We start from the raw sequence: 15,694 nt of genomic DNA, 5'->3' as shown, positions 1-15,694 counted from the left end.
ATTATTGGATCTGCTTTAAACGTTGATCATCAATATCAACATTTTCTGGGAGTGCAAAGTGAAACAAAGATTGCTCAGTTGGCGTCACGTTGCGCTGCTCAAGTAAGCTAAATTGACTTAAATTACCTTGTTCATCGGTTAAATCAAAAGCTGACAACTGATTATTGTTAAAACACACAGTCACCGCAATAACGCTACCTTTGGCCTCTTTGGGGACAATATCAAAGCAACCGGATTTTTTAGCCGATTGCATAACATTGTACTGCGACCAGGTGGCTTCATCGCGATGAACTAATAAGGCGATTGGAGAGGCATCTACCGCTTGAGAGACATCCATTACAGTTACTTCTTCAGCAAACGGATTATAAATCCATAAACTTGAACCATCAGCCACAATTAAAGACTCATCAGGCTCGGTCAAATGCCAATAAAATTTATTCGGGTATGACAAAGCAAAAATACCGCTGCCCGTTTGAATCGGCTTATTGTTTACATCGGTGACTTTTTGTTGAAACTTTGCATGTAAATTATCAATATTTGTCAGCTTGCCACGTAACGCCGCAGCATCGTTAGCAAGTGCAATACTACTGCCCATCAAAGTAGCAGCGGCAATTGAAATATAGGCCATTTGTTTTAATCGCATATTTTTTCCTACTAATGTCTTGGTGGCGGTGGCGCCAATACTTCACGATTACCATTATGACCTTGGGAGCTAACAATACCTTGAGCTTCCATTGACTCAATTATTCTTGCTGCACGGTTATAACCAATTTTAAACTTTCTTTGCACGCTCGAAATTGAACCTCGGCGCGTTTCAGTCACAAAAGCGACAGCTTCATCATAAAGCGCATCAAGTTCATCATCTGAGTCGGCAGACTCTCCAGGTAATAATACTTGCTCGCCATCTGACACGCCGTTCAAAATTTCTTGTACATATTGCGGTTTGCCACGTGCACACCAATCGGCTACCACTTTATGAACTTCATGGTCATCAATAAATGCACCATGAACACGATTAGGCACACTCGTTCCGGGTGGTAAATACAACATATCACCCATCCCCAGAAGGGTTTCAGCACCCTGTTGATCTAAAATCGTGCGCGAATCAATCCGTGATGACACCTGAAAAGCAATTCGGGTAGGAATGTTAGCTTTAATCAAACCTGTGATGACATCTACCGATGGTCGCTGTGTTGCTAAAATCAAATGGATACCGGCAGCTCGGGCTTTTTGGGCAATACGGGCAATCAACTCTTCCACTTTTTTACCCACAATCATTATCATATCGGCAAATTCATCAACTACCACTACAATGGCAGGTAACTTATCTAATGGTGGGGCTTCATCGAGCATACTCTCAGATTGCTTCCATAATGGATCGGGTATGTACTCTCCTCTTGCTGCCGCCTCTTTAATTTTGATGTTATAACCTTTCAAGTTACGTACACCTAGTGCTGACATCAATTTGTAACGACGCTCCATTTCGCCCACACACCAACGAAGTGCATTGGCGGCTTCTTTCATATCGGTTACCACTTCACATAATAAATGTGGAATACCTTCATATACCGACAATTCAAGCATCTTAGGGTCGATCATAATAAATCGCACGTCATCAGGACCAGACTTATACAATAAGCTGGTGATCATCACGTTTACGCCCACAGATTTACCAGAGCCCGTAGTACCTGCGACTAATAAATGCGGCATTTTACCTAGGTCAACAATGACCGGCTCTCCAGAGATATCTTGGCCTAATACCATAGACAATTTCGACTTACTCTCTCTGAAGGCATCACTATCAAGTACATCACGCATAAATACGGTTTCACGGAATTTATTCGGTAACTCTAAACCAACGTAAGCTTTACCTGGGATAACTTCAACAACGCGCACGTTTTCTGATAATAAAGAACGTGCTAAATCTTTTGATAAATTAGTGATTTTTGAGGCTTTAACACCGGGGGCGAGTTCTAATTCAAACCGAGTCACCACTGGGCCAGGATAAACACCCACAACATTTGCAACGATGTTAAAATCAGCCAATTTAATTTCAACCAAACGCGCTACCTGCTCAAGCTCTTCCTCACTGATTGGATTCTTTTTTCTATCGGGTATGTCAAGTAAACTCAAGTCAGGTAAAGGGGCCATTGGCGCCCTTGGCTTTTCAGGTGCAAGGCCGTCAATCAAAACAATGCCATCAACAATTTTGGCTTCTTTTTTAGGTTGCTGCTGTGCAACTAAGGCACCTGTCGAATGCACCTGTTCAAATTCAGGTTCGTCGACAATGTCATAGTTATCATCAAGATCATCAATTGCTGAAAAACTGGGGATCTTATCTTCATCTTCTGCAGACCAAGAATCAAATGACGGTTCTAAATCATTAATATCCTGTTGGAACATTTTTGGCTCAAGACGGTCGTCATCATCGCCATAATCAGCTTCAACTTTAGGTTCTACCGGCGCTTCTTTTATTTTGCGGCTGAATATACTGCGTTTTTTTTCTGCCTTAGGCTCGGGCATAGAGAATGATTTTATGGTTGGTTTATCTGCAGTTTCAATGTCAGTCTCATCATTAATATCATCAATAGGATTGATCTTAATATTGGTATCTATCTCGTCTTCTGCAATTAGCGGTTGAGATAACTCATCATCAAAACCACTTTCACGGCGTTGCTTAAATTTATCAACAACAGACATAAAACCGCGAGTGTCTTCTGTTTCACGATCGCGTTTAAATGACTGTGGTAAATGCCATATTTTTTTCGCTAACCAGATCACAGCATGACCAATTAATTCAATAATGGTTAACCAACTAATGCCTGTTGCTAAAGTGAAACCTGCACCAATGAAACACAATAAAAGTAATACAGTTCCAAGTACATTAAAGTACGGCAACATGGCCTGACTAATGACATCTCCTGCCACACCACCGGCAGAAAACACATATACATCATCCACATTCATACTGACTAGCGCAGACAAGGCTAACACCATTAGCATGAAACCAATAATGCGTAAGCCGACTGAAAAATAGTCAATTTCCAATAACCGGTGCGCACGATTAAAAAAGAACCAACCTGTAGTGGCTATAATAACGGGGATACAGTAGGCAATAAAACCAAAGAAATACAACAATACATCAGCGGTCCAGGCACCTACAGCACCCGTCCAATTATGAATTTCGCCTTGGAAATGCGATTGGCTCCAGCCGGGGTCATTGGGGCTGAAGCTAGATAAGGCCAATAATATGTATGTTGCGACCATACAACAAAAAATTAAGCCGCCTTCAAGTAGTCGCTGTAGACCACTGAGCGTTTTTAAACTATTTCCCTGAGTCAACGGTATCATCCATACATGAAATTAAAGACAGTTATTAAATAGAATATCACAGAATTAATCTGTGTTTTCAGTGATTATGCACTGTGAAAGCCTTTAGCTCAATCGAATGTGAAGAGGATTTCATCGCTTAAATCGTTAAGTGTAAATGCTGGATAAATAATAAGCAGAAATAGCTAGCTAATAGCCTATTTCTGCTTAAGCGGGCTTGAAAAGTTAACTGCTGCGATTTACAGCTAACCTTAAAAAGTTACAACTCGGCGATTAAATTAAGTGCGACTTTATTTGTTTGCTTAACTTCTTCCATTACAACGTATGTACGAGTATCAGAGACAGAAGGAAGCTTTAACAGGGTCTCACCCAATAAACGACGATAAGCTGACATATCGGATACACGGGTTTTTAATAAGTAGTCAAAATCACCCGACACCAAATGACATTCTTGAATATCATCGAGTAACTGCACTGCACGATTGAAGCGATCAAAAATATCAGGGGTATCACGATTCAATGTGATCTCCACGAATACTAATAGTGACGCGCCCAAATAATGTGGATTAACTAATGCGGTATAACCATTGATAAACCCCTGTTTTTCTAGTCGTTTAACTCTTTCAAGACAAGGGGTTGGACTAAGACCGACACGTTTTGATAACTCAACATTTGAAATCCGTCCATCTATCTGCAGTTCATTCAAAATGTTTCTATCTATACGGTCTAAATCTTTAATTGAATAATTCTTATTATGTGCCATATTTTTAACTCTATTGTACCACTTTAACAACATTATTATCTTTTTATTATCGAACTTCAGCAGCATAAACTGCTTGAGCGGTACTATACTAGAGACCCCTGAAATAAGCACGTTCAGGGTAATAATTAATAATAAAATTACTCGTCTTCCCTACGAGTACTATTCAAATCGAGGCTCAAAAATGATTATTGGTGTTCCAACAGAAATCAAAAACCACGAATATCGTGTTGGTATGGTTCCTTCAAGTGTTCGCGAATTGACTATTAAAGGTCATGAAGTCTTTGTTCAATCTGATGCTGGTGTTGGTATTGGTTTTACTGATCAAGACTATATTGATGCAGGCGCTTCAATTTTAGCGACTGCTGCAGAAGTTTTCGCTAAAGCTGAAATGATTGTAAAAGTAAAAGAGCCACAAGCCATTGAGCGTGCGATGTTACGTCACGACCAAATTTTATTTACTTATTTACACTTAGCACCTGATTTACCACAAACTGAAGATCTCGTTAAAAGTGGCGCTGTTTGTATTGCTTATGAGACAGTCACTGATGATCGTGGTGGTTTACCATTACTTGCTCCTATGTCAGAAGTCGCTGGTCGTATGTCTATTCAAGCTGGTGCGCGTGCGTTAGAGAAATCTCTAGGCGGCCGTGGCATGTTACTAGGTGGCGTTCCTGGTGTTGAGCCAGCGAAGGTTGTGATTATCGGCGGCGGTATGGTCGGTACTAATGCAGCTCAAATGGCTGTTGGTATGGGTGCTGACGTTGTTGTGTTAGACCGTAGTATTGATGCTTTACGTCGTTTAAATGTTCAGTTCGGTTCAGCAGTTAAAGCGATTTACTCAACTGCCGATGCGATTGAACGTCATGTGTTAGAAGCAGACTTAGTGATTGGTGGTGTATTGGTTCCTGGTGCAGCTGCACCTAAACTTGTCACTAAAGACATGATTAAGCGCATGAAACCTGGCAGTGCGATTGTAGACGTTGCTATTGACCAAGGCGGATGTGTTGAAACATCACATGCGACTACTCACCAAGATCCAACTTACATTGTGGATGATGTTGTTCATTACTGTGTAGCTAACATGCCAGGCGCTGTTGCGCGTACTTCAACATTTGCTCTTAACAATGCAACACTTCCTTATATTATCCGCTTAGCAAACTTAGGCTATAAAGAAGCATTATTAAGCGACAAGCACTTATTGAACGGCTTAAATGTGATGCACGGTAAAATTGTATGTAAAGAAGTGGCAGAAGCACTATCACTGACATTCACTGAACCAAAAAGTTTACTGGCTTAATTATTGCCAGTAACCAACTGAATTAAAACAAAATACCGCTAATTAAGCGGTATTTTTTTATGCTATTATTGTGAGATAAATAACTAACAATATAATCAGCACATTGTTCTGTTTCCAACGATTAACACAATATAAAGCACTGTTTTAAACAGAGAAGCACTAAACAAAATATTTTTAACAAATAATTATTAATCAACAACTTATAGCAAACCGAAGAAATCTGATTTAGACATAGGTTTATAATAAAAATACCCTTGTACAGCTTGAATTTGTTGTTGATTAACAAAATCGACTTGGCTTTGGGTTTCCACTCCCTCTGCAACAACGGTTAACTCTAGTGCTCGGCTCATACTGACAATTGCTTCTACCAAGGCTTTATGTCTAGGATCTGTTTCAAGTTGATGAATAAAGGATTTATCGATCTTAATTTGATCGACTGGGAAACTGACTAAATAAGATAATGATGAATAACCTGTACCAAAATCGTCAATTGAAATTTGAATACCTCTATGACGCAATAAAGACAGTAATTCACTCACTTCTTTTTGTTGTTTCATCATCAATGATTCAGTGATCTCTAAGGTAATCATTTGATAGGGAAATTCTTCCATGTTGAGTTTGTCGACAACCCTATCAAAAAACTGCAGAAACCGCTTTTGCAGTTCCAGCGAACAAAACTCTAATGTAGATACATTGACAGAGATCGGAATAAATAAACCGGATTTTTTCAGTTCGATAGCCGTTAAAGCTGCCTGCGTCTTTACCCACTCACCAATTTCAACAATCAAACCTGATTGTTCAGCGATAGGAATAAACTCTACAGGTGATATATATTGGCCGTTATGACACCAACGCAGTAAAGCTTCTGCTTTAATTATTTTACCACTTAATGGATTAACAATAGGCTGATAAAAAAGTTCCAATTCATTCTGATTAATGGCTTTTTTCAAATGAAAATGCAATTGCGCTTTACGCTCAGCCTCTAATTGAATGTCTTGATTAAAAAACTGATGGCAATTTCTACCACTACTTTTTGCATTGTACATAGCTTGGCTAGCGCAATTAAGCATTAACTCAGCGGTGGTAGCATCGCTTGGAAAAGTTGCAAAACCACTGCTCATACCAATAGAAACGGTTTGATTAGCAACAGACATTTCTTTACCAATGGCGGCTTTAATTTTATCTGCAAATTCAGATAATTTCTGACTACTTTGAAAACCAGGAAGGACAATTGCAAACTCATCAGCGGCAATGCGAGCAGGTAAGCTATGCTCAGGTAAAACTTCTAATAACCTTTTGGCCACGGTTTGCAGTACTTCATCACCATTATCTGAACCGAGTGTATCGTTAATTTGTTTGAAGTGATCCAAATCTAATATCATCATACTAAATGGTTCTATTTCTCCATCTAAGCTATGAGATTCATTGATCAAACTGTCCATTTTATTAAACAAATATTTCCGATTTGCAAGTCCAGTTAGTTGATCATAATGATTTTGAAAATCAATTAATTTTTCTGTGGTTTTACGTGCGGTAATGTCTGTAATCAACCATGCATAGCAATTTTGCTGCGTTAATGAATCACGTATGACTGTTACAACAAGCTCAATATCTATAATGTCATTGAGTGTTTTTCGCGCTTTAAGCTCGCCTTGCCAAGAATAACCACGACGAATGGCGTTAAATAACTCCTTAACTAATTCAGGACAAGAGGGTTGCAGATAGTCTTGAATATTAAAGTATTTATTTTTAGCATCATAAAGGGTTGTTGAATTTTCAAAACTTGGGTTACAGGTTAAAACTGCCTTTTGCTCATTAGTAATAACTAATGAAATTGGTAAACTTTCGAAAATTTTGCTGCTAAGACGCTGTAAGTGCAATCCTCGACTGCGTTCGATGGCTAAACTCGCTAATCTTGCCGCTTCTTGGATTAAACTTAAATCTTGGGATGTGGGCGATTTAATGGTGTCATAGTACATAGCAAAGGTACCAAGTACATTGCGCATACTGTCAAATATCGGTTCCGACCAACAAGCCCGCAGCCCCGCTTTTAGGGGTAACGATTTATAATCCGCCCAATTAGGATGGTTCTCAATATCTTCAACAATCACCCGTTGTTGAAGATAAGCCGCAGTGCCACATGAACCCACATTTGGACCAATCACCACACCATTGATCGCTTCGTTATAATCGTTTGGCAAATTGGGCGCAGCACCCGATAATAGCCTTGTGCCATCATCACTCAATAACAATACCGAAGCGCGAGTACCAATTTTTTGAGCTTCGATCAACAATACCAAACTATGCAGCATTTCACCTAAAGGCACTCCTTCAAGTACCATGTTTAAAATGGCACTATAGCGCTCAAGACTCGATTTGTGCTCGTCCGTATGCACAATCTCAGAAACCGCTTTGATATTTATTTGACCAGAATCCATACTGCTCCGCGTAACCAATACTAGAAAATCAGCTATAAAAAATCACATGTCTTTTAGATTATGTGTATTAGTGTAGTTTATCAAACATTAGTTACCAAACCCAAACACCACGTTAACAATTATGCACCATAATGCCGTTGATTATGATTGATTTTTAATGGTTATTCCGCAGTTCTAATCATTTTAGCAAGATAGAAGCCATCAAATCCGTGTTCTGACACTAGAATTGTTTCGTCTTCAATAAAGCTAAAATGTGGATTATCGGCTAAAAATCGATCTACTTGCTTACGGTTTTCATCAGGCATAATTGAGCAAGTCGCATAAATGAGCATCCCACCTACTTTCACCATGCGGCTGTAACTATCAATAATCTGCTTTTGCAATTCGATCAAAACAGGTAAGCGTTCAGCTGTATCGCGCCATTTGGAATCGGGATTACGTTTTAACACTCCTAAACCAGAACATGGCACATCAAGCAATACGCGATCGGCTGTAAGCTTTAAACGTTTAATTGTTTTTGAACTAGCAATAATACGGGTTTCAACATTATGGGCTCCTGCTCTTTTGGCACGAGTTTTCAGGTTATCTAGTTTCCACTGTTCGATATCCATCGCCAATAATCGCCCTTTACCTTCCATCTGTGCAGCAATATGTAACGTTTTGCCGCCCGCGCCTGCACAGGCATCTACGACGCGCATTCCAGGTCGAGCATCAACAGCTGCGGCAACTAATTGCGATCCCGCATCCTGTTGTTCAAAAAATCCTTTTTGAAAGCAATCGGTTCTAAATAATGCAGAATTCGAAGTGACTTCAAGGGCACTGTCGACAGAGTCCACTATTTGGGTTTCTACACCTTCTTTAGCTAAGCTTGCCATCAGTTTTTCACGGTTTGTTTTTAATTCATTAACGCGAATAAACCGACGAGGAATGTGTGTCAGTGCAACTCGCTCTGCAGGCCATTTATCACCAAGCTGTGCTTGACCTAAAATATCTAACCATTCAGGGCAGCCATCCCATAAAGTAGGCATTGTTTTAGCCAATTCGATTTTTTGTTTCAGTAGCTTTTCATCAACTTGCAATGAATACTGCATTTTAGGTAACTCAAGTCCATGAAATAAATGCCAGCCATTTAGTAGTTTTGACCCTAAGCGATCAAATTCATCTTGTTCAATATCGACAATGAAACAATAAAGATTCAAACGACGTAAAATATCACCCGCGACAAGGGTTATTCTCGCTTGTTCTGAAGGCTCGAGTTTTAAACCGGAAAAGTTATGCGAATAGGCTCGGTCCAAAGGTTTTCCCTGGCTTAACACCATAGTTAATACATTTAAAACCAGCTCAGAAGAACTACCAGATAAAGGAAAAGTCAGCATAACACTCTCAATTTAGAAACAAGATTAAAAACAACGTATAACCATAGACGGTCATTATTAGGCCGTTAATGATTTACCTGCACAGTTGGGTGAAGCAACTTAAGGCTCGCTTGTCACCTGTGTGGGCTTTGTCATTAACAAAGGCTTTGGCTAAGTGAAATCACTAGATAATGAATGCCAATAGAATATTTGCGCCGATCATAGGTATTAACAGCAATGATAGCAATGAAAAAAGCGACCGATAAGGCCGCTTTAACAAAGCTAATTCTGTTAATCAGTGCTTTATGTTTACATCTTAGCGCCTTTAACACCGTAGAATAATATAAAGGCATAGCATAATACTGGTAAAATAAATGCCGGTTGTAAGCCCATGTTGTCAGCCATCACGCCCTGAAGTAAAGGCACTATCGCGCCACCAACAATAGCCAAACATAAAACGCCTGATCCCTGCGAAGTGTGCGGACCTAAGTCACGCAGTGCTAAGCTAAATATGGTGGGGAACATAATGGAGTTAAATAGTCCCACTGCCAAAATAGCCCACATGGCAATTACACCTTGGGTATTCATTGCCACTAACACCAGCAATGAAGCCATAAAGGCATTAAAAGCTAATACTGAACCAGCTGGAATTTTCTGCATAACGGCAGAGCCAATAAACCTTCCTACCATTGCTCCGCCCCAGTAATAGGCAATATAATTAGCTGCATCAGCCTCTTTAAGACCTGCGATACTTTCTTCACCCAAGAAACTGACTAAAAAACTACCTATCGACACTTCAGCACCGACATAAACAAAAATACCAACAGCCCCTAAAACAAGGTGCATTGACTGCATGGCACTGGTTTTTCCATTATGGTTTATTGTGCCCGAAACATCGATTGATTCAGTATGCTCAACAATTTTGGGTAATGATAATTTAGAAAATATCACTGCTAGTAGTGCCAGCATGCCAGACAATAGCAAATAAGGTAATTTAACCACATCCGCCTCAGCTTGCGCATGGGATAATTCAGCTGTTGCACCTGATGCAACCGATAAAATCAGCACAGCACCAAAAAATGGAGCGACTGTTGTACCTAAGGCATTAAATGCTTGAGTTAAATTAAGACGGCTTGATGCTGTTTCTACACTCCCTAGGGCATTCACATAAGGATTAGCAGCAACTTGTAAAATGGTGATACCTGAAGCAAGCACAAATAACGCGGCTAAAAATAAGCCATAAACAGCAAAATCCGCTGCAGGATAGAATAAGGCACATCCTAAACTGGCAATCGCTAATCCAGTGACAATCCCCTTTTGATAGCCTAGCTTTTTAACTAGAGTACCCGCTGGAAGCGACACTAAAAAATAAGCACCAAAAAAGCAAAACTGAATTAACATTGCTTCTGTGTAGCTGAGCGAAAATACCGATTTTAAGTGTGGAATTAAAATATCATTTAAGCAGGTGATAAATCCCCACATAAAAAATAACGAGGTGAGCGATACCAGCGCAAAACGGTAATTGTTATTACCATCGGATGATACGGTAGAGGTATTAGCGGGTGCTGATAGCGCCATAAATAGATTCCTTTATTCATTATTGTTATTAAAAAGGTGAAAAACAAACGCCGATATCTTTGATATCGGCGTTTGCAATTTATTTGATATTAGCAAAATAACTGGCAAATGGTGGAAGCTCGATAGTGTTGCCAACAAGCTTACCCGCTAACAATCCATGCTCGTTTAACTCTGCATTCAATTGATATCCATCAAAATCAAATGAAGTGCTTTGTTCTGAAAGGTTAAACAAAACTAACATTTTGTTTCCTGCCAACTCACGTTCAAAAGCGAGTATCGAAACATTCGCCTCGACAAAGCGAATATCGCCACTAACCAACACAGGTTGTTGTTTTCGCCATGCTAGAAAACGGCGATAACTATTCAATGTTGACTGAGCATTATGCTCTTGGGCGTCAACCGCGTTTTCAGCATGCGCGGATGGAATGGGTAACCATGGTGCGACGTTCGAAAAACCTGCCTGAATAGCATCTTTTGACCAAGGCATTGGCGTGCGACAGCCATCACGGCCTTTGAACATCGGCCAGAATGCAATGCCAAAGGGATCTTGAAGCTGTTCAAATTCAATTGGAGCTTCAGTTAAGCCCAATTCTTCGCCCTGATAGCTACAAACACTGCCGCGTAATGAAAACAACATGCCGTTAAGCATTTTAACTAAATCAGGATTCGATTCCCCCTTTCCCCAACGCGTCACAACACGCTGCACATCATGATTACCGATAGCCCAACATGGCCAGCCGTTGCCAATACTGGCTTCTAATTCTTCTACAGTTTGACGAATATATGCAGCACTGAAATCATCGGTTAGCAGCTCAAAACTATAAGCCATATGCAAACGATCGTCGCCTTGAGTATATTCAGCCATGGTTGCAAGTGAATCTTCAGATGACACTTCACCTAAGGTGACAGCACCAGGATAGCGATTAATTAATGCTCGCAACTCTTCAATAAACCCAACCGTTTGTGGGCGAGTATTATTATAGTAATGGTATTGATAGGCATAAGGATTGTCTTCACTAAAACCCCGTCCCTGACGTTGACCTTTGGGTTTAGCCGGGTTATCACGTAATAGTTCATCATGATAACAAAAGGTAATCGCATCTAGCCTAAAGCCATCTACACCTTTTTTCAGCCAAAACTCAACATTGTCCAATACAGCTTGGCGCAGATCATCGCAATGGAAATTTAGATCGGGTTGGCTTTTTAAAAAGTTGTGTAAATAGTATTGCTGACGCCTAGGTTCCCATTCCCATGCACAACCACCAAAAATGGCTAACCAGTTGTTCGGAGCACTGCCATCATCTTTAGGATCTGCCCAGACATACCAGTCAGCTTTCGAATTGGTTCGATTTTGACGACTCTCTTGAAACCAAGCATGTTGGTCAGAAGTATGGCTCAGCACCTGATCGATTATGATCTTAATATTTAAGCTGTGTGCTTTAGTAATAAGCTCATCAAAATCTGCCATGGTGCCAAACATCGGGTCAATATCGCGATAGTCGCTAATATCGTAACCAAAATCTTTCATCGGTGATTTAAAGAAAGGTGAAATCCAAATTGCATCTACATTTAGACTTGAAATGTAATCAAGTTTGGCAATGATCCCTTGTAAGTCACCCACTCCATCATCGTTCGAATCCATCAAACTGCGTGGATAAACTTGGTAAATGATACCGCCGCGCCACCAGGTTACTTGACCCATTACATTCCCTCTAAATGATGCTCAACACTGGTAAGACAAACCTAAGCTGTTAAACACATGTTGCAACGCGTTAACGCGTCATCAGTATTTTGTTGTTGCAACGAGGATACGTGAATTTTGAAATCAGGTTCAATACACCTGCATACGTATGCATTAATTTTGTTATCAAAACATCTTAGCGAATTTAAGTTAATAACTAATTTATACAATGACATAACCAATAATACCGACACCTAAAGCAAGTTAATAAAATGTAAAAAAACACCCAAAAATAATGTGCCATACTTTTGAATACGTATGCATAATATTGTCGGCAAAACAATCCTAGGAGTAGTATCGTCACTGTTGTGCAACAATTTGGTCATAACTTCAGCGCTTATGCAGTCAATTAAGACAGCTGATACAAAAAACACAATAAAGACTGTTACCAAAATCATAAGGATTGCTAATACTTGATCTGGACATATCAAGGTTAAGCATTCACAAAAGGGGAAAGATGAATGTTGCTTTTTAAACCGAGCCTACTCACATTAGCGTTAGCTGCTGCAGGTGCAAGTATAAGTGCTTATGCTGCTGACGATGCTACCACCACCGCCACTGCAGATGAAAATATTGAAGTCATTCAAGTCACTGGTATTCGCCGCAGTTTACAAGAATCACAATCACTCAAAATGTCTTCATCTTCAATCGTTGAAGCTATTTCTGCTGAAGACATTGGTAAGTTACCCGATGTATCAATTGCCGAGTCACTCGCTCGCTTACCCGGTGTTGCTGCGCAGCGTCTAGATGGACGAGCCAACGTTATTTCTATTCGTGGCTTAGGACCAGACTTTACTACTGCCACTTTAAATGGACGTGAACAAACCTCTGTTAACGATAACCGCGGTGTTGAATTTGACCAATACCCTTCTGAATTATTAAACCGTGTTGTTGTATACAAAACGCCTGATGCCTCGGTTATGGCGCAAGCTATCGGCGGCACAGTTGATATGCAAACTATCAGCCCACTAGCACATGGCGAGCAAACATTTGCTGTGGGTCTTCGTGGTGAAATGAACGATCTAGGTGCACTTAACAGTGGATCTGATGATAAAGGTTACCGCGGTAGTATTTCCTATATCGACCAATTTGCCGATGACACTATTGGTATTGCCCTTGGTTATTCTCGTATGGTGTCGCCAAACCAAGAGGAGCGTTGGCAAGCATGGGGCTATCCAGAATTGGATTACAATCCAGATAACCCATTTGTATTAGGTGGTGCTAAGCCTTTCGTGCGTTCTTCTGAACTAGAGCGTGATGGTTTCCTTGGGGTTATTGAATTTGCACCTAATGATTTTTTCAATTCGACTGTTGATATTTTTTATACCAAGTTTTTTGATGATCAACGCTTACGCGGTATTGAAATTCCTGGTCAATGGGGCGCTGGTTGGGGTAACTCAGGAATAACGGCATTAGAAACCCAAGATGGTTTAGTGACCAAAGGTACCATCAATGATGCCGCTGTAGTGGTTCGTAACGATGTTAATACCCGTGATGCAGAGTCATTATCTGTAGGTTGGAATAACAAGTTCCAAGTGAATAATAATTGGGCTGTAGAAGCTGATATTGCCATGTCAAAATCAGACAGAACCGACATTGGTATGGAAAGTTACAGTGGTACAGGTCGTGGTAATGGTAACGGTGCAGTCGATCAACTTGGCTTTGAATATGATGGTGATGGCAGTTACCACCTATCGCACAACCTAGATTATTCAGATCCAAATGTAATTAAATTAGGTGGTCCGTTTAGCTGGGGCAACCCTGTAGGACCGGATAGCCAAGATGGTTTTATCAACAAGCCTGAAATTGAAGATGATTTAAAATCAGTTAAACTTGCTGCCGAATATATCTTTGATGAGGGTGATGTTCGCAGTGTCGAGTTTGGTGTTAACTACACAGAACGTGAAAAGACTAAGCAAGATAACGGCTTTTACCTCACACTAAAAGACTACCCTGACATGCAAACCGTGCCAGATGAGTACCTTTTAGCACCTACCTCACTGGATTTTTTCGGTATGGGTAACATGCTAAGTTATGATTCTCTAGCATTTTATAATGATGGCAATTACACCGAAACAAACGCTGATACCGTTGACTTAAGTCGTGCTACTAACTCTTGGCAAGTTGCTGAAGATGTGACCACTGCATTTGTAAAAGCCAATGTAGAGTCTGAATTGTTCGATTTACCACTATCAGGTAATCTTGGTTTACAAGCCGTCATGACAGATCAGAGCTCAAATGGCACAGTTGCTACTGCCGACTCAGGAACTGTGGTTAAAACCCCTCGAACTGCAAGTGATAGCTATACCGAATGGTTACCAAGTCTTAACCTAGGTTTAGAAGTTGCTGATGGTCAAATGTTACGCTTTGCTGCTGCTCGCACTTTGACTCGTGCACGCATGGACAAAATGAATGCCAATGCTAACTTCAGCTATAACGCTAACCCAAATGATGGTGTTAACTGGTCTGGTGGTGCGGGTAATCCTGAACTTCGTCCATGGTTAGCTCGTCAATACGACTTAAGCTATGAAAACTACTTTAGTGATCAAGGTTACTTTGCGGTCGCTGTTTTCTACAAAGATTTAGAAAACTATGTTTACGATCAACGTTCTGAATTCAACTTTGGTGAAATCTTCCCTGACGTAGGAGGTAACCCAATAGGTTTAGTTACTCAACCGCAAAATGGTGAAGGTGGCTATGTTCAAGGCGTTGAAGCATCTTTCTCTTTAGATTTTGGTCTATTTGCTGATGTGCTTTCTGGATTTGGTACTGTTATGAGTGCGTCTTATAATGATTCCGAAGTCAAAGAAACCCCAGACAGTGATCCAACTACGCTCCCTGGCCTTTCTGAAAAAACCTTTAACGCCACGGTTTACTATGAAAACTCAGGCTTTGAAGCTCGTGTGAGTTCACGCTACCGTAGTGAGTTCTTAGGTGAAGTCACTGCGATCAGCCTTAGCCGAGTCAATGTTAACGTTGCTGCTGAAACCGTTGTTGATGCACAAGTCGGTTACGACTTCAGTGAAAGTGGTATTGATGCCTTATATGGTTTATCAGTATTATTCCAAGTCAACAACTTAACCAACGAGCCATTTACGTCATACACTGGAGATGATGCACGTCACGTACGTGATTATCAAAACTATGGCCGTAACTTTATGTTAGGTGCGAACTACAAGTTCTAATCTAATG

Annotated in this window: 9 protein-coding genes; 2 read left to right on the top strand and 7 right to left on the bottom strand. The window is 40.4% G+C overall.

Annotation, left to right across the window (positions count from 1 at the left end; translation table 11 throughout):
- Position 1 precedes the first annotated feature (1 nt).
- From lolA to lrp, 3 genes are all read right to left on the bottom strand, one after another.
- Positions 2–643, bottom strand: a complete 642-nt coding sequence (gene lolA / locus IEY03_RS01780; RefSeq protein WP_188839620.1) for an outer membrane lipoprotein periplasmic chaperone LolA — start codon at positions 641–643, stop codon at positions 2–4.
- Between the two features lie 11 nt (positions 644–654).
- Positions 655–3,342: a DNA translocase FtsK gene (locus tag IEY03_RS01775; protein ID WP_188839619.1), complete on the bottom strand. Its 2,688-nt coding sequence runs from the start codon at positions 3,340–3,342 to the stop codon at positions 655–657.
- Between the two features lie 247 nt (positions 3,343–3,589).
- Positions 3,590–4,093, bottom strand: a complete 504-nt coding sequence (gene lrp / locus IEY03_RS01770; RefSeq protein WP_188839618.1) for a leucine-responsive transcriptional regulator Lrp — start codon at positions 4,091–4,093, stop codon at positions 3,590–3,592.
- Positions 4,094–4,274: 181 nt separating this feature from the next.
- Between lrp and ald the strand changes: the two genes are divergently transcribed.
- On the top strand, positions 4,275–5,390 hold the full coding sequence (gene ald, locus IEY03_RS01765; RefSeq protein ID WP_188839617.1) for an alanine dehydrogenase: 1,116 nt from the start codon (positions 4,275–4,277) through the stop codon (positions 5,388–5,390).
- A gap of 200 nt (positions 5,391–5,590) precedes the next feature.
- Here the strand turns inward: ald and IEY03_RS01760 are convergent, their stop codons facing one another.
- The 4 genes from IEY03_RS01760 to IEY03_RS01745 all read right to left on the bottom strand — a co-directional run bounded on the left by IEY03_RS01760 (position 5,591) and on the right by IEY03_RS01745 (position 12,463).
- The gene (locus IEY03_RS01760) at positions 5,591–7,828 is read right to left on the bottom strand and encodes a sensor domain-containing phosphodiesterase (RefSeq protein WP_188839616.1); all 2,238 of its coding nucleotides are present in this window, start codon (positions 7,826–7,828) and stop codon (positions 5,591–5,593) included.
- 161 nt (positions 7,829–7,989) lie between these two features.
- Complete coding sequence (locus IEY03_RS01755; protein ID WP_188839615.1) at positions 7,990–9,204, bottom strand: RsmB/NOP family class I SAM-dependent RNA methyltransferase; 1,215 nt, start codon at positions 9,202–9,204, stop codon at positions 7,990–7,992.
- Positions 9,205–9,492: 288 nt separating this feature from the next.
- Positions 9,493–10,761, bottom strand: coding sequence for a sugar MFS transporter (locus IEY03_RS01750; protein WP_188839614.1), 1,269 nt, complete (start codon positions 10,759–10,761; stop codon positions 9,493–9,495).
- 79 nt (positions 10,762–10,840) lie between these two features.
- The gene (locus IEY03_RS01745) at positions 10,841–12,463 is read right to left on the bottom strand and encodes an alpha-glucosidase family protein (RefSeq protein ID WP_188839613.1); all 1,623 of its coding nucleotides are present in this window, start codon (positions 12,461–12,463) and stop codon (positions 10,841–10,843) included.
- A 500-nt stretch (positions 12,464–12,963) separates the two neighbouring features.
- Between IEY03_RS01745 and IEY03_RS01740 the strand changes: the two genes are divergently transcribed.
- Positions 12,964–15,687, top strand: a complete 2,724-nt coding sequence (locus tag IEY03_RS01740; RefSeq protein ID WP_188839612.1) for a TonB-dependent receptor — start codon at positions 12,964–12,966, stop codon at positions 15,685–15,687.
- Positions 15,688–15,694: the final 7 nt, after the last annotated feature.

This window comes from Shewanella aestuarii, assembly GCF_014647215.1.
GTDB lineage: Bacteria > Pseudomonadota > Gammaproteobacteria > Enterobacterales > Shewanellaceae > Shewanella > Shewanella aestuarii.
This window is presented reverse-complemented; position numbering and strand designations above follow the sequence as displayed.

Coding starts and splice junctions, on each gene's coding strand:
- lolA (WP_188839620.1), bottom strand. CDS start 643: ATGCGATTAAAACAAATGGCCTATATTTCAATTGCCGCTGCTACTTTG.
- lrp (WP_188839618.1), bottom strand. CDS start 4,093: ATGGCACATAATAAGAATTATTCAATTAAAGATTTAGACCGTATAGAT.
- ald (WP_188839617.1), top strand. CDS start 4,275: ATGATTATTGGTGTTCCAACAGAAATCAAAAACCACGAATATCGTGTT.
- IEY03_RS01760 (WP_188839616.1), bottom strand. CDS start 7,828: ATGGATTCTGGTCAAATAAATATCAAAGCGGTTTCTGAGATTGTGCAT.
- IEY03_RS01755 (WP_188839615.1), bottom strand. CDS start 9,204: ATGCTGACTTTTCCTTTATCTGGTAGTTCTTCTGAGCTGGTTTTAAAT.
- IEY03_RS01750 (WP_188839614.1), bottom strand. CDS start 10,761: ATGGCGCTATCAGCACCCGCTAATACCTCTACCGTATCATCCGATGGT.
- IEY03_RS01745 (WP_188839613.1), bottom strand. CDS start 12,463: ATGGGTCAAGTAACCTGGTGGCGCGGCGGTATCATTTACCAAGTTTAT.
- IEY03_RS01740 (WP_188839612.1), top strand. CDS start 12,964: ATGTTGCTTTTTAAACCGAGCCTACTCACATTAGCGTTAGCTGCTGCA.